This is a genomic window from Streptomyces jeddahensis (genome assembly GCF_001642995.1).
Classification (GTDB): domain Bacteria; phylum Actinomycetota; class Actinomycetes; order Streptomycetales; family Streptomycetaceae; genus Streptomyces; species Streptomyces jeddahensis.
Genome location: NZ_LOHS01000077.1, coordinates 1 through 20,409, shown reverse-complemented (window position 1 = coordinate 20,409; position 20,409 = coordinate 1). Strand labels below are relative to the sequence as shown.

The 20,409-nt window shown below is 69.9% G+C and carries 18 protein-coding genes and 2 tRNA genes; 7 read left to right on the top strand and 13 right to left on the bottom strand.

What is annotated here, in order from left to right; genetic code table 11:
• Positions 1 to 299 precede the first annotated feature (299 nt).
• A tRNA-Lys gene (locus tag STSP_RS16015) sits at positions 300 to 373 on the bottom strand.
• A 207-nt stretch (positions 374 to 580) separates the two neighbouring features.
• Between STSP_RS16015 and STSP_RS16010 the strand changes: the two genes are divergently transcribed.
• The 6 genes from STSP_RS16010 to STSP_RS15985 all read left to right on the top strand — a co-directional run bounded on the left by STSP_RS16010 (position 581) and on the right by STSP_RS15985 (position 9,829).
• Entirely contained in the window at positions 581 to 1,930 is a 1,350-nt protein-coding gene (locus tag STSP_RS16010) for a peptidoglycan-binding protein (protein ID WP_067277916.1), read from the top strand.
• Positions 1,931 to 1,941: 11 nt separating this feature from the next.
• Positions 1,942 to 3,246 (top strand): SPFH domain-containing protein, encoded by a 1,305-nt coding sequence (locus STSP_RS16005; RefSeq protein WP_067277913.1) that lies wholly within the window; start codon positions 1,942 to 1,944, stop codon positions 3,244 to 3,246.
• Positions 3,247 to 3,508: 262 nt separating this feature from the next.
• Complete coding sequence (locus tag STSP_RS16000; protein WP_067277911.1) at positions 3,509 to 4,108, top strand: lytic polysaccharide monooxygenase auxiliary activity family 9 protein; 600 nt, start codon at positions 3,509 to 3,511, stop codon at positions 4,106 to 4,108.
• A gap of 246 nt (positions 4,109 to 4,354) precedes the next feature.
• Positions 4,355 to 5,905: an MFS transporter gene (locus STSP_RS15995; RefSeq protein ID WP_067277894.1), complete on the top strand. Its 1,551-nt coding sequence runs from the start codon at positions 4,355 to 4,357 to the stop codon at positions 5,903 to 5,905.
• A gap of 305 nt (positions 5,906 to 6,210) precedes the next feature.
• On the top strand, positions 6,211 to 8,040 hold the full coding sequence (locus STSP_RS15990; protein WP_067277892.1) for a glycoside hydrolase family 18 chitinase: 1,830 nt from the start codon (positions 6,211 to 6,213) through the stop codon (positions 8,038 to 8,040).
• A gap of 550 nt (positions 8,041 to 8,590) precedes the next feature.
• Positions 8,591 to 9,829 (top strand): acyl-CoA dehydrogenase family protein, encoded by a 1,239-nt coding sequence (locus STSP_RS15985; RefSeq protein WP_067277890.1) that lies wholly within the window; start codon positions 8,591 to 8,593, stop codon positions 9,827 to 9,829.
• 108 nt (positions 9,830 to 9,937) lie between these two features.
• Here STSP_RS15985 and STSP_RS15980 read toward each other — a convergent pair whose 3' ends face one another.
• The 12 genes from STSP_RS15980 to ehuB form a co-directional block, all read right to left on the bottom strand.
• Entirely contained in the window at positions 9,938 to 10,522 is a 585-nt protein-coding gene (locus STSP_RS15980) for a GAF domain-containing protein (protein WP_067277887.1), read from the bottom strand.
• A 69-nt stretch (positions 10,523 to 10,591) separates the two neighbouring features.
• Complete coding sequence (locus STSP_RS15975) at positions 10,592 to 11,191, bottom strand: GTP-binding protein (RefSeq protein ID WP_067277884.1); 600 nt, start codon at positions 11,189 to 11,191, stop codon at positions 10,592 to 10,594.
• Positions 11,169 to 11,564: a DUF742 domain-containing protein gene (locus STSP_RS15970; RefSeq protein WP_067277882.1), complete on the bottom strand. Its 396-nt coding sequence runs from the start codon at positions 11,562 to 11,564 to the stop codon at positions 11,169 to 11,171. Before STSP_RS15970 ends, STSP_RS15975 begins: the two co-directional genes overlap by 23 nt.
• Positions 11,551 to 11,979, bottom strand: a complete 429-nt coding sequence (locus tag STSP_RS15965; protein ID WP_067277879.1) for a roadblock/LC7 domain-containing protein — start codon at positions 11,977 to 11,979, stop codon at positions 11,551 to 11,553. Before STSP_RS15965 ends, STSP_RS15970 begins: the two co-directional genes overlap by 14 nt.
• Before the next feature lie 38 nt (positions 11,980 to 12,017).
• Entirely contained in the window at positions 12,018 to 13,517 is a 1,500-nt protein-coding gene (locus STSP_RS15960; RefSeq protein ID WP_107441309.1) for a sensor histidine kinase, read from the bottom strand.
• 370 nt (positions 13,518 to 13,887) lie between these two features.
• Positions 13,888 to 15,063 carry a glycosyltransferase gene (locus STSP_RS15955; protein ID WP_078067227.1) on the bottom strand — a complete coding sequence of 392 codons (1,176 nt, stop codon included), beginning with the start codon at positions 15,061 to 15,063 and terminating at the stop codon, positions 13,888 to 13,890.
• Between the two features lie 272 nt (positions 15,064 to 15,335).
• Positions 15,336 to 15,409, bottom strand: a tRNA-Lys gene (locus STSP_RS15950).
• Positions 15,410 to 15,606: 197 nt separating this feature from the next.
• Entirely contained in the window at positions 15,607 to 16,365 is a 759-nt protein-coding gene (locus STSP_RS15945; RefSeq protein WP_067277874.1) for an IclR family transcriptional regulator, read from the bottom strand.
• 199 nt (positions 16,366 to 16,564) lie between these two features.
• On the bottom strand, positions 16,565 to 17,383 hold the full coding sequence (gene ehuA / locus STSP_RS15940) for an ectoine/hydroxyectoine ABC transporter ATP-binding protein EhuA (RefSeq protein ID WP_067277872.1): 819 nt from the start codon (positions 17,381 to 17,383) through the stop codon (positions 16,565 to 16,567).
• A complete protein-coding gene (ehuD, locus tag STSP_RS15935) occupies positions 17,373 to 18,023 on the bottom strand; it encodes an ectoine/hydroxyectoine ABC transporter permease subunit EhuD (RefSeq protein WP_067277869.1) in 651 nt (216 codons plus the stop codon). Before ehuD ends, ehuA begins: the two co-directional genes overlap by 11 nt.
• Entirely contained in the window at positions 18,020 to 18,790 is a 771-nt protein-coding gene (gene ehuC, locus STSP_RS15930) for an ectoine/hydroxyectoine ABC transporter permease subunit EhuC (protein ID WP_067277866.1), read from the bottom strand. The genes ehuD and ehuC overlap by 4 nt, the downstream gene beginning before the upstream one ends.
• Positions 18,787 to 19,710 carry an ectoine/hydroxyectoine ABC transporter substrate-binding protein EhuB gene (gene ehuB, locus STSP_RS15925; protein WP_078067220.1) on the bottom strand — a complete coding sequence of 308 codons (924 nt, stop codon included), beginning with the start codon at positions 19,708 to 19,710 and terminating at the stop codon, positions 18,787 to 18,789. The genes ehuC and ehuB overlap by 4 nt, the downstream gene beginning before the upstream one ends.
• 118 nt (positions 19,711 to 19,828) lie before the next feature.
• On the opposite strand from ehuB, the gene STSP_RS15920 reads away from it, so the two are divergent.
• Positions 19,829 to 20,377: a DUF3830 family protein gene (locus tag STSP_RS15920; RefSeq protein WP_232789658.1), complete on the top strand. Its 549-nt coding sequence runs from the start codon at positions 19,829 to 19,831 to the stop codon at positions 20,375 to 20,377.
• Positions 20,378 to 20,409 lie beyond the last annotated feature (32 nt).

Genomic DNA, 20,409 nt, shown 5'->3' with positions numbered 1-20,409 from the left:
AGCAAGGGTTCTACGCCGTTCATCATGATCGCAAGAGCACTTCTGGTCGTATCGGGCGCCCCGTGCTGACTCCGGCGCGGGCGCCCCTCTGGGCCGGGGGGCGCTGCAGGAACGTTTGCCCAGGTTGTGGGCAGAGGTACCCGCCGTCGTGGTGTTGTGCCCACCCTCCCCCAGCTACCGCTGGGAGGTGCCCCCAGCCCTGCGGAACGACTGCCCACAACGGAACAACGGAACGACTGCCCACAAGCGGCCAGGCAGCGCGAAGGCCCCTCGCTTCTGCGAGGGGCCTTGCTTGTCTGTGCGCCGCCAGGGACTCGAACCCCGGACCCGCTGATTAAGAGTCAGCTGCTCTAACCAACTGAGCTAGCGGCGCCTGCTGACCCGGAGAACTCTACCCGAGTCCGGAGCGTGCTCCCGACCACGCCGTGCCGGAGGAAAGCCAGGAAGGGCACGGTCGGCCTATCCGAAGGGGGCCCGCTCCATCATTCGGACCGTCAACATGCGGTATCTCCACACAGTTGAGAAACTGACGATCGTGCAGATGCGTGGACATTTCTTTCAGGGGTGTGAGGGAAATCTCATGGTCGCTCCGGTATTCGAGGAATTCGATCCCGCGAGCGGCTGCGACTGCCCGGGCTGCGTTCATTGGCGGCGTGTCGCGCCGCATTCCCTGCCGGTGCGGCTCGGCGGGCACCCCGCGGCTCACGGGGCACGCCGCGCCCTGGTGCTCGCGGCCGCGGCGGGCACCATGCTCGGCTCCGGTCAGCCGGTCGCGGCCGTCCCAGCCGACCTGCCCCCGGAGAGGCTGCCCGGCGTCCCGGCGGCCGACGAGCCCGGCACCCCGCAGGGCGGCAGGGCGCCGCTGTACGGCGGGAGCCGCCCCATGGGAAGCCGGGTCCCGGCGGCCACGACCCGGACGGAGATCATCAACAGGGCCAAGCAGTGGGTCGCCGCGAAGGTGCCGTACAGCATGGAGAAGTTCTGGGCGGACGGTTACCGGCAGGACTGCTCGGGCTTCGTCTCGATGGTCTGGAATCTGGGCACCAACGAATGGACGGGCAGCCTCGGCGTATACGGGGTGCGTATCAGCAAGGAGCAGCTCCAGCCCGGCGACATCCTTCTCTTCCACAACCCCGCCGACCCGGTGCACGGATCACACGTCACCGTTTTCGGCGGCTGGACGGACTACACGCACAAGTATTACGTCGCGTACGAACAGGTCCGCCCGAATACCCGGAAAAAGGCCACGCCGTACGCCTATTGGAGCCATTCGGCGGGCTATGTGCCGTACCGCTACAAGGGCCTCAGGACGGGGACGGGCGGCGGGTCCGGCGGGCCCGCGGCGACCCCCTATCCGGGGGCCGCGTACTTCGGTCCGGGCGCGAACAACAAATACGTAACGAAGCTGGGGCAGATGCTGGTCGCACGCGGCGGCGGGCGCTTCTACACCTCCGGTCCCGGGCCGCGCTGGACCGAGGCGGACCGCCGGGCGACCCAGGCGTTCCAGCTGGCGCAGGGGTGGAGGGGGAGCGGCGCCGACGGGATCCCGGGGCCGAAGACCTGGGACTACCTGGTCAACGGCAAGGGCCGGGACATCCCGAGGGCGGCCGTCTCGGGCGGGACGCCGGGCAAGGGCGGAAGCGGTACGGGTGCGGGTACGGGCGGCAGCGGCACGGGGGCAGGGAAGACGGTGCCCCCGTTCCCCGGCAAGGCGTACTTCCGGCCGGGGCAGTCCAACCAGTACGTCACCGCGCTGGGCCGGCAGCTGGTGAAGAAGGGGTTCGGCAAGTACTACACGACAGGGCCGGGGCCCCGCTGGAGCGAAAGCGACCGGCGCAACGTCGAGGCGTTCCAGCGGGCCCAGGGCTGGCGCGGCGGTGCCGCCGACGGCTACCCGGGACCCGAGACCTGGCGGCGGCTCTTCTCATGACGGAGGCACGGATGAGTACGACCACATCGGGGTCCCCCCTGCCGGAGGGGACTAAGGAGCCCGGGGCCCGGCCGCCGCGGCTTATCCAGAACGAGGCCACCACCGAGATCCCCGTTCACCTGCTGTTCCGTGACGACGCGGGGGTGGCCGCGGGCGTCGGAGCGGGAGCGGGCATGGGGGCGGGCGGAGTCGGCGTGCCGCTGGGATCCGCCGTCGTGAGCCGCGCAGCTCCGCGGCCGGGCGGTCCGCAGCAGGCCGGCGTGCGTGCCGGCGGGTCGCAGAGGGGAGGCGCGTCGGCGGAGCCGCAGCCGCGTGCCGTCCGCCGGGCCGCGGCGCGCGCCACCGGACGGGTTCAGAGGCAGGCGGGGGTGCGTCCGGCGTCCGCGGACGACCCGGAGTTCGCCGAGTGGCCCGGGCGGGCGTTGCCCGGTTCCGCCGGCGTGCTCGCCGGGGTCGTGGGCGCGGCGGGCGGCCTGGCGTCGCTGTGCTGGTCGGGCGTGCTGCCCGATCTGGTGGCGCGGGCGGTGGGGCTGCCGGGATACGCGGGGTCGGGGCTCGGAGCGGCGCAGTGGGCGGTGCTCGCCGGATCCGGTGCGCTCGCGATGTTCGGCTTCGGCGGGCTGACGCGGGGTCAGGTCGGCCGGGCGTGGGCGCTGACGCTCTTCGGCCGCTACCGCGGGACCGTCCGGCGTACCGGCCTGCTCTGGGTCAACCCGCTGCTCCTGCGCCGCCGCGTCGACGTACGGCTGCGGCACTGGCGCAGCGAGCCGATGCCCGCGGTCGACGCGGGCGGGGTCGCGCTGCGCGTCGTCGTGCTCGTCGTGTGGCGGGTGAAGGACACGGCGCGCGCCGTGCTCGGTGTGGACGACCACCAGGAGTATCTGCGCGAGTGCGTCGAGGCGGCGCTGGCCCGGGTGGCGTCCCAGCGCCCGGCCGACGCCCCGTTCTCCGGCACCGGCGCCGGGGCCCTCCTCGCGAACGTGTCCACGCTGCGCGACACGGAGGCCGTGGCCGACGCGCTGACCCGGCAGGTCGCGGCGGACGCCGAACCGGTCGGCATCGAGGTGTTCTCGGTGCAGCCGGTCAGGATCGAGTACGCCCCGGAGGTGGCGGCCGTGATGCAGCGCCGCCGGATCGCGGCGCTCGACGCACAGCACCGCGACACGGTGCTCACCTCGGTCGTCGACTCGGTCGAGGACACCGTGACCCGGCTGACCACCCGCGGCCTCGTCGAACTGGACGACTACGAGCGCAAGGCCCTGGTGAAGGACCTGACGGTGGCGTTCTACACGGGGCGGGCGGGCGACGGGGCGTGACCGGCAGTGCCTCGCCGAACGACGGCGGCGGGGCCTCGCCGACCCTCCCTCGCGATTGGTATGGACATGTTCAAGCGCCACCCATAATCTGGCCTTGGTCTAGACCTGAAATGCCAGTGGTCTACCCCGGCCTGACGTCCCGTCATGTCCGGGTGCCGCCCACTGCCCCGACCCGGGCGGACGGCGCCGTTCGGCCGTGCCCGGATCCACCGCGGTGCGCACGTGCTCACGGAACACCCCCACGTTCTCCAGGAGCGACAGCATGCGACGCAAGAAGACATACGCGGCCTTACTGGGCCTCACCACGACAGGCGCCCTCGTGCTCTCGACCGGCGGCGCCAGCAGCCACGGCTACACCGACCTCCCCATAAGCCGGCAGAAACTCTGCGCCAACGGCACCGTGACCGGCTGCGGCGCCATCCAGTACGAACCGCAGAGCGTCGAGGGGCCCAAGGGCTTCCCGGCCGCCGGTCCCGCGGACGGGCGGATCTGCTCGGCGGGCCACACCAACTTCGCGGCGCTGGACAGCCCGAAGACGCCCTCGGGCGGTGCCTGGCCGACGACCCAGGTCACGGGCGGGCAGAGCTACACCTTCCGCTGGCAGTTCACGGCGCGGCACTCCACGACCGACTTCAAGTACTTCATCACCAAGAACGGCTGGAACGACAGTCAGCCGCTGACCCGGGCGGCCCTCGAGACCACGCCGTTCCTGACCGTGCCCTACAGCGGTCAGCCGCCCGCCACGCTGTCGCACACGGGCACGCTGCCCTCGGGCAAGACCGGTCACCACGTCATCCTCGCGGTGTGGACGATCGCCGACACGGCGAACGCGTTCTACGCCTGCTCGGACGTGCGGTTCTGACAGCTCCGGCAATGCGGAGACCGCACCCCTCCCGGCCTCGGTGCGGAGGCCGGGAGGGGTGCGGCCCATGAGGGGCGGCGTATCACTCGAAGAGACCTGTTTTCATCCTTTTTCCGCCGTGCCACGCCCTGCCGCACGCAAATCCGGCGACCCACGGGCTTCATTGGGAGGGAGCCGTCATCGGATGCCGTGGTACCCCGCGCATCCGGCCGGACGGTGCCGGAGCGAGGACCGCGGAGGTTTCCGATGCGCAAGTGGCTGCCGCTGATCGCGGTGTGCTTGGGCGCGTTCATGCTGCTCGTCGACATCACGATCGTGACCGTCGCCCTGCCCGACATGGCCGCCGGACTGGACACCACCTTCGCCGACCTGCAGTGGGTGATGGACGGCTACGCCCTCGCCCTGGCCGCCCTGCTCCTCGGGGCGGGCTCGCTCGCCGACCGCGTCGGCCGGCGGGCGGTGTACGTGGGCGGACTCGTGCTGTTCGCCGCCGCCTCGCTGGCCTGCGCGCTGGCCACGGGACCGGGCGCGCTCATCGCGTTCCGCGCCGTCCAGGGCATCGGCGGGGCCGCCATGTTCGCCACCACCATGGCCCTGCTCAGCTGCGCGTACCAGGGCCGCGACCGGGGTGTCGCCTTCGGCGTGTGGGGCGCGGTCAGCGGAGCCGCCGCCGCGGCGGGACCTGTGCTCGGCGGACTGCTGACCGAGCACCTCAGCTGGCGCTGGATCTTCTACGTCAACCTGCCGCTCACCGTCGTCGCGGTGCTGGTCACCGTGCGCGCCGTCCAGGAGTCCCGCGATCCGCGGGCCGCCCGCATCGACCTACCGGGCCTGGCCACCTTCACGCTGGCCGCCGGAGCGCTGACGTACGGGCTGATCCGGGCCGGCGAGCACGGCTGGCTCGACGGGGCGACGCTCGGGCCGCTCGCGGTGAGCGCCGTGGCCGCCGTCGTCTTCGTACTGATCGAGCTGCGCACAGCCGATCCGATGCTCGACCTCTCGCTGTTCCGCAACCGGTCCTTCACCGCGATCATGATCGGCGGAGTGCTCCTCGCCCTCGCCGCGTACTCCTGCCTCGCGTACCTGTCGCTGTGGCTGCAGTCCGTACGCGGCATGGGACCCGTGGCCGCCGGTCTCGCCCTGGTGCCGATGAGCGTGGCCGCGTTCGCCGCCTCCGCGCTCACCGGGCGTTTCCTGCACGGGGTTTCGCCACGGCTCACCATCGGCGGCGGGCTGCTGCTCGTCGGCGTGGGCGCGCTGCTGCAGTCGCTCCTGGGCGCCGACTCGACATGGATCACGCTGCTGCCGGGCCTCACCGTCACGGGGATCGGCGTCGGCCTCGCCACCCCGGTGATGGCGTCCGCAGCGATGGCCCAGGTGGAGTGGCAGCGCGCCGGCATGGCGGGCGGAGCCCTCAACACGGGCCGGCAGCTGGGCAACGCCCTCGGCATCGCCCTGCTCGGCGCGGTCTTCCAGGCCGGTCTGCTGCGGGTGCTGCGGGACGGGAACGCCCTGCCGGATCCGGACCGTGCGGCCGGCGCGGTGAGCGGCGGGCGGGCGCAGAGCGTGATCGCCGGCGCCGCACCGCAGGAGCGTGCCTCCGTCGCCCACGACGTGCACGCGGCCTTCGCCGCGGGTCTGCAGGACGCCCTGCTGCTCGCCGCGTTCGCCGGCCTGCTGGGCGGCGTGATCGTACTGGCGCTGATGCGCCGCCCGGATCCGGCGTCCGAAGGCCAGGGCCCCAGGTCCGCGGCGGAGCCGGCGGCGGCCGCTCCGGCCGGCAGCGGCACCAGCTGAAACTCTTCGGGATGCCTGCTTGAAACTCCCGGGTGCCCGCTGAGCACTCGACCCAAAGAGCCGGTTTTCACCCAATCAGCCGGTCTTCGCGGTGAGTTCGGGGTCCGCGGCCTCTGGACTGCTACTGGTCCAGACCTCTTGACCCCTGGTCCAGACCTTTCTATTCTCGCGGCACTGCGGTGAGCATGTCATGAACATGCGCTCGATCCCGGGCGCGCATGTTCCTCGTGCACGCGTGCTCACGGGCGGCGCAGGCCTGGTTCAACCCCCATGTACGACCGGACCTCACCCCGAGGAGGCGCAGGATGCGCTTCAAAGACAGAGCCGTGGCAGGGCTGACCACCCTGCTGCTCCCGTTCGCAGCCCTGGTCGGTCTGGCGACCCCCGCCGAGGCCGCGACATCCGCCACGGCCACGTACGCCAAGACCCAGGACTGGGGCACCGGCTTCGAAGGCAAGTGGACGATCAAGAACACCGGCACCACGAGCATCAGCTCCTGGACCGTCGAGTGGGACTTCCCCTCCGGCACCTCGGTCACCTCCTCCTGGGACGCCGACGTCACCAATTCCGGCACCCACTGGACCGCCAAGAACAAGTCCTACAACGGCTCGCTCGCTCCCGGAGCCTCCGTCTCCTTCGGCTTCAACGGCGCCGGTTCCGGCTCGCCGAGCGGCTGCACACTCAACGGCGCCTCCTGCGACGGCGGCAGCGTCGTCCCCGGGGACAACCCGCCCTCCGCGCCCGGCACCCCCACCGCATCCGACATCACGAACACCTCGGTCAAGCTCAGCTGGACCGCGGCCACCGACGACAAAGGCATCAAGAACTACGACGTCCTGCGCGACGGCGCCAAGGTCGCGACGGTGACGGGCACCTCGTACTCCGACAGCGGGCTGACCGCGGGCACCGACTACTCGTACTCGGTGCAGGCCCGCGACAGCGCCGACCAGACCGGTCCCGCGAGCGGCTCGGTCAAGGTGCACACCACCGGCGGCACCACGGACCCGACGCCGACACCGAGCGGCGAGATCAATCTCGGGTACTTCACCGAGTGGGGCATCTACGGCCGGAACTACAACGTCAAGAACATCGTCACGTCCGGTTCCGCCTCGAAGATCACACACATCAACTACGCGTTCGGCAACGTCACGGGCGGCAAGTGCGCGATCGGCGACGCGTACGCCGACTACGACAAGGCGTTCACCGCCGAGCAGTCGGTGAGCGGCGTGGCCGACACCTGGGACCAGCCGCTGCGCGGCAACTTCAACCAGCTGCGCCAGCTGAAGGCCAAGTACCCGCACATCAAGGTGCTGTGGTCGTTCGGCGGCTGGACCTGGTCCGGCGGCTTCGCCGAGGCGGCGAAGAACCCGGCCGCGTTCGCCGCGTCCTGCTACAGCCTGGTCGAGGACCCGCGCTGGGCCGACGTGTTCGACGGCATCGACATCGACTGGGAGTACCCGAACGCCTGTGGCCTGTCCTGCGACACCAGCGGGGCCGCGGCGTACAAGAACCTGATGCAGGCTCTGCGCGCCAAGTTCGGCACGGGCAACCTGGTCACGTCGGCCGTCACCGCGGACGCCTCGTCCGGCGGCAAGATCGACGCCGCCGACTACGCGGGCGCGGCCCAGTACGTCGACTGGTACAACGTGATGACGTACGACTTCTTCGGCGCCTGGGACGCGGACGGCCCGACCGCCCCGCACTCCCCGCTCACCTCGTACAGCGGCATCCCGCAGGCCGGCTTCACCACGGCCGACGCGATCGCCAAGTACAAGGCGAAGGGCGTGCCCGCGAGCAAGCTGCTGATCGGCATCGGCTTCTACGGACGGGGCTGGACGGGCGTCACGCAGTCCGCTCCGGGCGGCAGCGCGACCGGTCCTGCGGCGGGGACGTACGAGCAGGGCATCGAGGACTACAAGGTCCTCAAGGCGTCCTGCCCTGCCACGGGCACGATCGCCGGCACGGCCTACGCGCACTGCGGCAGCAACTGGTGGAGCTACGACACCCCGTCGACGATCGCCGGGAAGATGACCTGGGCCAAGAACCAGGGCCTGGGCGGCGCGTTCTTCTGGGAGTTCAGCGGTGACACCGCGAACGGCGAGCTGGTGAGCGCCATCAGCAGCGGCCTGCGGTAACGGCGGCCTGCGGCGACGCTGCCGTAACGACGGCCTGCAGCAACGCCGGCCGGCAGCAACCGCGGCCGCATCCGGACGGACCCGGACGGACCCGGGGGAGACGGGAACGCCCCTCGTCTCCCCAGGGTCCCGTCTGTGCTCCGGGCGGCCGAAACACGACAATCGCACGGTCAAACATCTGTGCCCGTCAGGCCAGGCCCCGGTGGCCGGTTTCCAGCGCTTCACGACTGCCCGCTCGCCCTTCACGGCTGCCTGCTCGCCGGGCAATTGCCTCGTGGGCAGGACAGTGGCGTGTGGGGGCCTCTCTGCTTCCCCTCGCGCAGCTTTTCCCCGCCGCGTATCAGCATGTGAGCAAGTCGCCTACTGCGTCGCACAGTTGCGGCCAGAATGCAACACGCAAGATTTCAGCCAAAGTCCAAAAACGATCTTGGCTGTGATGGGTCGACTTGTGGACCATATTCCCGTCGGCAGCCTGGGGGACGGGGAACCGCTGCCCGACGGAGGAATCCCCGTCCCACCGGACGCGGGAAAAGCGCGGAGAAGGGTTGTCGTGGAACGCTACTTCACCACCCACAGACACGAGGATCTACGACAGCGTGTGCGTGACTTCGCCGAACGCGAAGTGCGCCCCCGCATCGAGGAGATGGAGGCACAGCGCACCGTCTCCCACGAGCTGTCCCGGCTGATAGCACGTCAAGGCTGGATCGGCGTCACCATAGACAGGGCCTACGGCGGAATGGGCGCCGGGCACCTGGCCAAGACCATCATCATCGAAGAGCTGTCGCGCGTCAGCGGAGCGATGGGGGCGATGGTCCAGGCATCGCAGCTGGGCACCGCCAAGATCATCCACTTCGGGAACGCCGTCCAGCGGCAGACCTGGCTGCCGCGCATCGCCGCCGGCGAGTGCCTGCCGACGATCGCCGTCACCGAGCCGGAATCGGGCGGCCATGTGCTGGGCATGGGCAGCACCGCGGTCCGCGACGGCGACGACTACATCCTCAACGGCCGCAAGGTCTTCGTCGGCAACTCGCACGTCGGCGACCTGCACGGCGTCGTCGTCCGCACGGGCCCCGGGTCGAAGGGTCTCTCGGCCTTCCTGGTCGAGTCCCACCGCCCCGGCTTCTCGCTCGCCGAGCACCAGCCCGCCATGGGCCTCCACGGCTTCTCCTTCGGCGAGCTGAGGTTCGACGACTGCCGGGTTCCGGCGGCCAACCTGCTCGGCACGGAAGGCCAGGGCCTCCAGGTCGCCTACAGTTCCTCGATCCTCTACGGGCGCCCCAACCTCACCGCCGTCAGTCTGGGCATCCACCAGGCCATCCTCGAAGAGACGACCGCCTTCTGCATCGAGCGCGAGCGGTACGGCAAACCGCTCGGCGAGCTCGGCAACGTCAAGCTCAAGCTGGGCAGGATCCAGTCGCGGCTGATGACGGCCCGACTGGCGGCCTACCACGCCGTGCACTCGCTGGACCGCGGGCTCCCCTGCGACGCGGAGCTCATGAACGCCAAACTCCTCAACCACGAGTACGCCATCGAATCCGCCCGCGACGCCATGGAGATCCACGCCGCAGCGGGCCTGTTCACCAACCGGCCGATCGAGCGCTATCTGCGCGACGCACAGCACATCTACGCCCCGGCCGGAACCTCCGACGTCCAGCTGCTGCGGCTGGGCGAAGTGGCCCTCGGCACAGGCAAGGGGCAGTGGTCCGAGCGCCTGGCCGACCTGGTGCGGACCATACCGGCCGAGCACCGTCCAGAGGAGCAACTGGCCGCAGCCGGCCACGCTCTGTAAAACGCAGGACTCTGTGAAACGCAGGGAGCCACGGACACAGCGCCGTGCCCGCGGCTCCCGTATCGGGATCGGGTGCCCTGCGCACAGGAGGGCACGCCCACGCCTCCCTCAGAGGCCGTCCTCGATGTCGTGGATCCGGCGGACCAGTTGCTCCGCCATCGCCTTGATCGTCTCCACGCCCTCCTGCCCCCACTCCCGGGTCTCCGTGTCCACCACGCAGATCGTCCCCAGCGTCATGCCCGTCCGCGTGTCGATCAGGGGCGTACCCAGGTACGCGCGGACACCCAGCTTGTCGATGACCGGGTTGCCCGCGAACCGGGGATAGGCGCAGACGTCACCCAGCGGCATCGCCTTGCGCCGCGTGACGACGTGCGGGCACCAGCCGTGGTCCTTCGGCATCTCCCGGCCGACGGACTGGTCCTGCTGCGGCAGCTCGACGCCCGCCTGGTCGGGCTCCTGGGAGTAGAGCCCGGCGAAGTACTGGCGGTGCTCGTCGATGAAGTTGACCATCGCGTAGGGGGCACCCGTTATATGGGCCAGCCGCTTGGCGAAATCGTCGAACTCGGGGACCGGGGCGTCACCGATCCCGATCTCCCGCAGCCTGGCCGCGCGGGCGGCCGCCTGGGGGTCCGGCGGGGTGGCGAGCCGGTGGCTCGGGTCATAGGGGGCGTACGGTTCGGGGGTGGTCGACATGGGGACTCCGTTCGACTGCGGTCATTCGGCTGAGCGTTCGGCTGAGCATTCGGCTGAGCTGAGATGGGATCAGCGCAGGTAGGGCTCCGCCGCCGGCGTCGCGGGAACGGAGCTGCTGAGCACGTGCTGGACGAGTTCGACGAGCACGCGGGTGCCCGAGCTGGAGATCCGGGCGTCGCACATCACGATGGGCACGTTCGCCTTGAGATCGAGGGCGGCACGCACCTCGTCGGGGCTGTAGCGGTAGGCGTTGTCCCACTCGTTGACCGCCACGACGAACGGTATGGAGCGGCGCTCGAAGTAGTCGACGGCGGCGAAGCACTGGTCGAGCCTGCGGGTGTCGGCGAGCACCACGGCGCCGAGGGCCCCGTTCGACAGCTCGTCCCACATGAACCAGAACCGCTCCTGGCCGGGCGTGCCGAACAGGTAGAGGACGGCGTTCTCGAGGGTGATGCGGCCGAAGTCCATGGCCACGGTCGTCGTCGACTTGTCCTCGATGCCGTCCAGGCTGTCCGTCGCCGCGCTGACGGCGGTCAGCAGCTCCTCGGTGCTCAGCGGGGTGATCTCGCTGACCGCTCCGACGAAGGTGGTCTTGCCCACCCCGAAGCCACCCGCGATCAGGATCTTCAGCGCTGTGGGGAAGGGGTCAGAGCCGCTTGCGAAGCCCACGCAGCACCGCCTCCAGGGTCTCTCGGTCGGTTGGGATTGCCGCCTCGATGGCATGCGGCGCCCGTGTGATGAGCGCCTTGTGCTCAGCGAGGTCGCTGATCAGGACTTTCGTGATGACGGCCGGCTGCCCGATGTGGGCGGCCAGCTCGGCCACCGAGACGGGGTTGGCATGGCACAGGTCGAGGATCTGGTCGTGGTCGGGCCCGAGGTAGATCTTGGGCCTGCTGCCCGTGGCCATCACGAGGGTGAGAAGATCGAAGTGCGCCGAGGGCCGGGTGCGCCCGCCGCTGACGGTGTAGGGCCGTACTAAGCGGCCCGCCTCATCGTCCAGCCACATCCCGTCCCGCGCGTCCGCGTCCTCAGAACCCCGCATCGAGGGGCACGTTCGTCGCTCGGCGGGCGGGCGTGGCAAGGTGCGGGCGGGCCTTCTTGACCAGCATCCCCATCTCGTATCCCAGGACGTCGGGAAGGGTCTCGGGCCCGGCGAGGACCGCCAGGACCGCGCCTGAACCCGCCGAGGACACGAACAGCAACGCGGTGTCGACCTCCACGACGACCTGGCGCACCTGGCCGCCGCCGCCGAACCGGCCCGCGACGCCCTTGCCGAGCGAGGACAGCCCCGAAGCGATGGCGGCCAGGCTGTCGGCGTCGTCGTCGGTGAGTCCGACGGCGGCCTTCTTCAGCCCGTCAGAGGACAGCAGCAGCGCATGTCGCGTGCCTGGCACCGTGGCAAGCAGGTTCTGCAGGAGCCAGTCGAGTTCCTGGCCGGTGGAACGGAATTCGCTCATTGGTGACGTTCTTCTCCTGGTAGTGACGGTGCCTGCGGCTAGCGAGAGCCGTCCGACGGAGTCTCGCCCGCGTCCTCGGCACGATTGAAGCCCCCCGTGAAAGCGGTCCAGTTGCGCATGCTGGGCTCCACGTCCTGCTCCTCCCCGGTCGTGGGAGTGCCGGGTTCCTCCCGGAGTTGCGGCACCAGGTGCTGCTGGGCGTGGCGCTTGGGCAGCTCCGGCCGCCCTTCCTGGTCTTCGACGTGGTAGTCCGAACCGTAGTCCCGCTGCCGGGCCGGCTCGGCGGCCGGCGCATGCTGCTGCGGTACGGGCGCCGACGTGGTCACGTGACGCACCTCGGGCAGCGGCTGCGCCACCGCCGGGTGAGCGGCCAGAGGCTGTGCCGCGGGCGCCGCCTGAACGACAGTCCGCTGGACGGGGACTGCCGCTGCGGGGCGGGGCATGTCGGCTGCCGCCTGCCGCGGCGCCTCGTCAGGCTCGTCACCGAGCAGCCGGTGGGGGATGACGACGACGGCCTGGACGCCGCCATAGATGTTCCGACGCAGCTGTACGGCGATGCCGTGCCGACGGGCCAGTTCGGCGACCACGAACAGTCCGATGCGGCCGTCTGCGAGGAGCTTGCTGATGTCGACGTCGTGCGGGTTGGTGAGCAGCGCGTTGAACCGCATCTGGTCCTCGTGCTGCATGCCGAGGCCGCGGTCCTCGACCTCCACGGCAAGCCCGGCTGTGACCTTCTGCGAGCTCAGGAGCACGTTCGTGTGCGGCTTGGAGAACACCGTGGCGTTCTCGACCAGTTCGGCCAGCAGGTGGATCACGTCGGCGACGGCGTGGCCGTGGAGGGTTCCCTCGATCTCCGGCACGAGCTTGACCCTGGAGTACTGCTCGACCTCGGCGATCGAGGACCTGAGCACCTCCATCAGGCTCACCGGCTTGCTCCACTGGCGGCGGGAGACGGCGCCGCCGAGCACCGCGAGATTCTCCGCGTAGCGCCGGTTGCGGGTGAGCAGGTGATCGACCTGGAAGAGGCGCTTGAGCAACTCGGGGTCCTCGACCTCGTGCTCGAGCTCGTCGATCTCCCCGATCGCGCGATGGACGAGAGACTGCAGCCGTCGGGCGAGATTGGCGAAGACCTCGGCCTTCTCCTTGCCCTCGCCCTCCGGCTTGGGCGGCGCGGCGGGCAGGGCCACCTCGATGAGGGCTGCGGCGGCGCTCCACCGCAGGACGGCGATCTCGTGCGCGAGACGGTCCAGTGCGCTCGCTTCAGGCGGGGTGTGACGGGCGAAGGGCGGCTGCTCCAGCTGCTCACCGCGCTCCACACGGCGCACCATGTCCTTGAGCTCCGCCTGGCCACCGGCGACCAGCTGGTGCAGGGCCGCGTACCGGCGCGACGCCGCGCGGGCCTCGGCGTTGGCGGCGATCACGGCGCCGGCCAGGCAGCTGCAGCCGAGAACGACGGCCGCGGCCAGCACGCCCCAGATGGCGGCGCCGGCGGTGCCCTCCTGGAGGAGCAGCACGATGACGACGGCAGCGAAGACCACCGCGAGGGCGGCTACGGGGAGGAGGGCGAGTCGAAGGAGACGGGATCGGGTGGCGGAGTCCAGCGGGGGATCCTGGGCCGGAGACCTGCTGTGTCTCTTGCGTGGCCGTGTCGGGGCCGCGGCCGCCGGGTGACCGGCGGTCGGGCGCGCTGCATAGGTCGGTTCAGGCATCGGAGTCCTCTCGATCAGCCAGTACGGACACACACACCGACGCACCGCAGGCTGCCTGACAACACGCTTACGTGATCGGGCAGTTAAATGCGTCGACACCCTACGCCACTCTCATTCAGGTGACGTAATCGCACCGACGTACCAGGTACGTTGTGAAATCCTGCCGAACCAGCTGCGGAAGGGAGCGCCCGCCGGGGTCTCAGAAGGGCTCGGGCAGGGGCGCCCGGTCGGCGCCGGCATGGATCTGTTCGATGAGGTGGGCGTAGGCGGCGATCATCCTGGTCCGGCTGAACCGCTCCCGGCTGCGGGCCAGGGCCGGCGCGAAGCGGGCGCGCTGGGCCGCCGCCTCGTCCCAGGCCAGGGCGATGGCGTTGGGGTCGTGCGGGGTGAGGTGTCCGCGTCCGGCCACGAGCGCGGCGCAGTCGCCGACGTCGGTGGCCACCGGTACGGCGCCGCACATCATGCCCTCGATGAGGCTGAGCGGTGCCGCCTCGCCGGAGGAGGAGGTCAGGGTCACCACGTCGGCGGCGGCGTACAGGGTTTCCATGTCGCGCCGCACCCCCAGCAGGGCGATCCGCTCCGCCAGCCGCGGCTCGTCACCGAGGGCGGCCTCGATGTCGGTACGCAGACCGGGGTTGGCCGCGGTCATGCCGGCGCCGCACATCAGGACGTGGCCGCCCCTCTCACGGCCCAGCCAGGCCCGGGCCGCACGCAGGAACAGCGGGACGTTCTTCATGGCGGCGTAGCGCGCCGCGAAGACGACGACGGGCGCGTCCTGCGGGATGCCGAGCGCCGTCCGCAGCAGGGCCCGGCGCGCCGGGTCGGGGCGGAACCGCAGCAGGTCCACGCCGTTGGGTATGACGTGCAGCAGCCCGGCCGGGACGCCTGCGGCCTCATACGCCGCCCGGGTCGATTCCGCGCAGCAGATCGCTGCCGCGATCCTGCCGTCGGCGACCGCCCGCCTGAGGTCGTCCAGGGCCGGTCCCTGGTTCTCCGGGTCGGAGCGGTGCAGGCACACCACGACGGGTCTGCGCGGCAGGCCCGCCTGGTTGAGCAGCCCGAGCGGCTGCTCCTTCAGCGACAGGACGACGTCGGCGCCGGCCGCGGCGCGGGCCGTCGCCGCCAGCTCGGGTCCGGTGAACGCCCCCGGGGCGGCGCCGAGGCCCCGCCCCAGCGTGCTGACCTGCACTCCGGCCGCCGTCAGCGACCGGTAGCAGGCATCGTCCTCCATACGCTGCGTGGTGGCCTCGCGGTGCATCTCGCCGTTGATACTCAGCACCGCATGCCGCTGCCCGCCCTCGTGGAGCCCCATCACGACATCGCTGTGAACGATCCGGGCTCCTCCGGAGAAGAAGCCCTCGTAGACCGACAGCACACGGAGTTCGGCCATCGCGTGCACCTCTTGCTTGTCCCGCATCAACGGGAAGTCGTACGCCCGTGATCTGCGGGTTGCCCGCTATGAGGAGCCACGAAGCTTGCGCGCTTGTGAACTCGACGTTTCGACTTCGGGCACGGTCGGTTACGCGATTCTCGAGGGGAGCGCAGCCGTGCAAACTAATGGCCGCATCCAGCCCCATACGCGATCAAGAAAGCGAAAAGGGCTTCTCGGAAAACCGAGAAGCCCCAGGTCAGCGACTTGATCGCTAGTGCGCCGCCAGGGACTCGAACCCCGGACCCGCTGATTAAGAGTCAGCTGCTCTAACCAACTGAGCTAGCGGCGCCTGCTGACGAAGAAAATACTACCTGGTCCCGAGGGGTGCTCGTGACCACCTGCGGGCACCGGGACGATCCCGCCCCGTCAGGGCCCTGTAATCCCGGGGTCACCGAGGCGTGGTGCCCAGTGATTCTTGTAATTCCAGGACATGCGAGAGCCCCGGGCGTGCCGCACGCCCGGGGCTCTCGGCAGGACTCCGACCCCCTAGATCGCCAGCGACAGCACCACCGGTGCCGCCTCCCGGTTGAGCGTGTCCGCCGCCTGGCGCAGGCGGTAGGCGTGCTCGATCGGGAGGGAGAGGGCGAGGCAGCCGACGGCGGCGCCAGCCGTGACCGGGACGGCCGCGCAGACCGTGCCCACCGCGTATTCCTGCAGGTCGAGCACCGGCACCGTGGGCGGCTGGGCGTCGAGCCTGTTGAGCAGGACACGCTCGTTGGTGATCGTCCGCGAGGTGAGCCGGGCCATCTTGTGGCGGGAGAGGTGATCGCGGCGGCCGTTCAGGTCGAGCTGGCCGAGTAGGCTCTTGCCGATCGCGCTGGCGTGCGCGGCGGAGCGGAAGTCCACCCACTCGTTGACCTTCGGGGTGCGCGGGCTGTCGGCGTACTGTGTGACGCGGATCTCGCCGTCGACGTACCGGCTGAAATAGACCGCGGCGCCGACCGAGTCGCGCAGCTTGTCGAGGGTGTGCTGGAGTTTTTCACGCAGGGCCTGGTCGCGGCCCTGGGCGGAGCTCAGCCTGGTCAGGGCATTGCCCGCGATGTACGCGCCGTCGGCCAGCCGCTCGATGTACCCCTCGCGGCGCAGTATTCGCAGCATCGGGGCCAGTCGCTCCGCGGGCAGCCCCGTGTCCCGTGCGAGCTCGGCGGCGGTCGCGCCGGTGCTCCGCCGGGAGATGATCTCCAGGAGACGCAAGGTTTGCTGCACCGAGTGGTGCGGCACGGTCGGTTCGTGCTTCAGCGCCACGGCTTCCCCCTGCTATGGGCCTGTTCCGGACAGCTGGGCTCCGTACCACGATAGCCGCCAACCAGCCCTTGCGGACCGGTTGTTGACGAGTTAGGTGGCGCGTTCCATGGCCCTCAGCAGGAACGCGCCACCCTGGCATATGCCACAGTCATGCTCCGGCGCCACTGCCTCGGAGATTGCCGTCGGCGATCACCGGGCCTCACAGGACGGCGCTGAGAAATTCCCTCGTCCTGTCCTGCTCCGGATCACCGAAGATCTTTTCGGGTGTCCCGGATTCGATGACACGGCCGGAGTCGAACATCAACACCTGGTCCGAAATGTCCCGGGCGAAGTTCATCTCGTGGGTCACGCAGAGCATGGTGATGTCCGTGGAGCGGGCGATGTCGCGCAGGACGTCCAGGACTCCGGCGACGAGCTCGGGGTCGAGGGCCGAGGTCACCTCGTCGAGCAGCAGTACCTGCGGGCGCATCGCGAGCGCGCGGGCGATCGCGACGCGCTGCTGCTGCCCGCCGGACAGCTGGGTCGGGTACGCGTCGCAGCGGTCGGCGAGGCCGACCATGTCGAGCAGCTCGCGGGCCCGCTCCTCCGCCTCGTCCTTCGACATGCCGAGGACGGTGACGGGCGCCTCGGTGATGTTGCGCAGCACCTTCATGTTCGGGAAGAGGTTGAACTGCTGGAAGACCATCCCGATGTTCTTGCGGACCTCGCGGATGTGCTTCTCGCCGGCCGGGACCAGCCTGCCGTTCTTCTCCTCGTGCGTGAGGTAGTCGCCGTTCACCTTGATCGTGCCCTCGTCGGGGCGGGTCAGGGTCATCAGCAGCCGCAGGATCGTCGTCTTGCCGGAGCCCGACGGGCCGATCAGCGTGACGTGCTTGCCGGAGGCGACCGAGAAGTCGAGCTCGTCGAGCACCGTGGTGGCGCCGAACCGCTTGGTGACCTTGTCGAAGCGGATCAGCTCGCTGCCGTCCACGGGCGGGTTGGCCAGGTCTTTTGCGAGGGGGTTGGTGTCAGCGGACAAGGCGTCGCTCCAGGGATCGCAGGAGAAGGGAAGCCGGGTAGGCGATGACGATGAAGGCGATGCCGACGACGGTCAGCGGCTCGGTGTACTGGAAGGTCGCCGCGCCCTCCAGACGCGCCTGCTGCAGCAGCTCGAGCACGCCGATGGACATCAGCAGCGGGGTGTCCTTCAGCATCGCGACCACGTAGTTGCCCAGCGCCGGGACCACGCGGCGGAAGGCCTGCGGCAGGATCACCGCGAACCAGGTGCGGCGCGCGGGCAGGCTGAGCGCCGTCGCGGCCTCCCACTGGCCGGCCGGCACCGCGTCGATGCCCGCGCGGTAGACCTGCGCGGTGTACGTCGAGTAGTGCAGGCCGATCGCGATGACGCCGGTGGTGAGGGCCGAGAACTGGATGCCCCACTCCGGCAGCACGAAGTACAGGAAGAACAGCTGCACCAGCAGCGGGGTGTTGCGGATGAACTCCGTGATCAGGCCCACCGGCCACCGTATGAAGCGGGTGGGTGCGCGGAAGGCGATCGCCCAGACCAGGCCCAGGGTGAAGGAGATGAGGGAGCCGAGCACCAGGGCCTGCAGCGTCGTGAGGACGCCGTCCCAGAACTTCGGCAGGAAATCGGCGACGGCCGACCAGTCCCAGTTCATGAAGCACCTCCGGTACCGGCGTTCATCGAGGCGCCTCCGCCGCGGGTCATGGGCTCGAGTTCACGCGCGCGCCCGGCCGGGCGGCGCAGCGACAGGCCCTTGAACACGGGCTCGGACTTCTGCCCGATCCCGGCCTTGGCCTTGCGCTCCAGGGCGCGCATGCCGCGCGTGAGCAGGAACGCGAGGACGAAGTAGATGACGAGCGAGATCGTGTAGATCTGCGCGCTGTCCTGCGTGGCCAGGCGCACCAGGTACGCGGCGAAGGAGACGTCCCCGATCCCCAGCAGGGACACCAGCGCGGTGCCCTTGAGCAGCTCGATCAGCAGGTTGCTGAACGGCGGGATCATCTCCGGCACGGCCTGCGGCAGCAGGATCAGCCGCATCCGCTGCCACGGCGTGAAGCTGAGCGCGACCCCCGCCTCGCGCTGAGCCGGCGACACCGCGTTCAGCGCGCCGCGCACGATCTCCGCGCCGTACGCCCCGTACGACAGGCCGAGCGCGAGGACGGCCGCCCACATCGGGACCAGCTGCCAGCCCGCGAGCGGCGGCAGCACGAAGAACATCCAGAACATCAGCACCAGGGCCGACGTGCCGCGGAAGATCTCCGTGTAGAAACCCGCGAGGAAGCGGACGGCCTTCGAGCGGTGCGTGCGGGCGGCGCCGACGGCGAAGGCGACCACGGCGGCCAGCGCCGCGCTGTAGAGGGTCAGCTGGATGGTGATCCAGATGCCCGGAAGGACCCAGTGTTCCCACAGTCCGGTGGTCATACGGCGCAGAGCTCCTTCGCCGTCATCGTGGTCATCTCCTTCTCGGTGAACCCGAAGGGCCGCAGGATCCGCAGGAGTTCGCCACTCGCCTTCATCTTGTGGATCTCCCGGTTGAAGGCGTCGCGCAGCTCGGTGTCCACGGGACGGAAGGCGAAGCCGCCGCCGTCGATCTTCTTCTTTCCGTCGACGATCGGCGCGAAAGGCGCGGTCACCTCGGCCTTCCGGCTCTTCTTGACCACTTCGCGGGTGGTGAGCGCCGTGCCCGCGAAGACGTCGACGCGGCCCGACTCGACGGCGTTCAGCCCGGCCACCTGGTCCTGCAGGATGACGATGTCCTTCTCCGGGTAACCGGCGGAGACGGCGTAGTCGATCTCGGCGTATCCGGTGCCGGTGGCGAACTTCGCCTTGGCCTTCACCACGTCCTCGTAGCTGTGCAGGTTCTTCGGGTTGCCCTTGCGCACGATGAACGCGTCGAGCATCTGGTACTCGGGGTCGGAGAAGATGACCTGCTGGCAGCGCTCCTTGTTGATGTACATGCCGGCCGACACGACATCGAACTGCTGCGAGTTGAGGCCCGGTATGAGGGAGCCGAACTCTGTGGCCACGGGCTGGACGCTGTCGATGCCGAGCCGCTTGAAGATCACTTTGGCGAGTTCCGGTGCCTCGCCGGTGAACTCACCGTCCGTGCCGATGTATCCGAACGGGATCTCTCCCGCGATACCGAGCCGCACGGTGCCCTGCGACCGCAGCCGCGCGAGCGCGTCACCCTCCTGCACCCGGCTGCAGCCCGCGGCACCTCCCACGGCGGCCGCGGCACCGAGCGCGGCGGCACCCGTCAGCAGGGTCCGCCGTCCCACGTGCCGTGGTTCACCCCGTGGCACACCTCGTCGTTCCTGTTGGTCTCGTCTTGTCGGAGCCATGGGCGCGCGGCTACCCGAGAACATACAAAGTATTCGGACGAGTTTGCGCCCGTGATCTTTGCCCAGAGCTTGTGCGTGCCGTATGGGGCGGTCTTGACCTCATGGGGACGATGGGTCCATGACGAATCGTACGGACGGGATGAATCGCACGGACCGGTTCGTGGATGGCACGGACCGCTTCATCGAAGTCGCCCTCACCAAACGGGGAGTGCACTGCACAGCGAAGCTGCTCGACGACCGGGCTCCGCTCACCTGCGCGGCGGTGTGGGACGCGCTGCCGCTCGGCGGCGACGTCTACCACGCGAAGTACGCCAGGAACGAGATCTACGCCCTCTTCCCGGCCTTCGCCGCCCAGGAACCCCCTCTCGAGAACCCGACGGTCACCCCCATCCCCGGCGACCTCTGCTACTTCTCCTTCTCCGGCACCGAGTTGGGCACCCAGGCGTATGGCTACGAGCCGGCGGCCGACGTCCGGGCGGGCACGACGGTCGTCGACCTGGCCCTGTTCTACGAGCGGAACAACCTGCTGCTCAACGGTGATGTGGGCTGGGTGCCGGGGATCGTGTGGGGGCAGGTCGTGGACGGCCTGGACCGGATGGCGGAGGCGTGCAACGACTTGTGGAGGGCGGGAGCGTTGGGGGAGACGTTGAGCTTCCGGCGGGCTTAACGCCAGGGAGGCGGCCGCGGTGGCTTCCACCG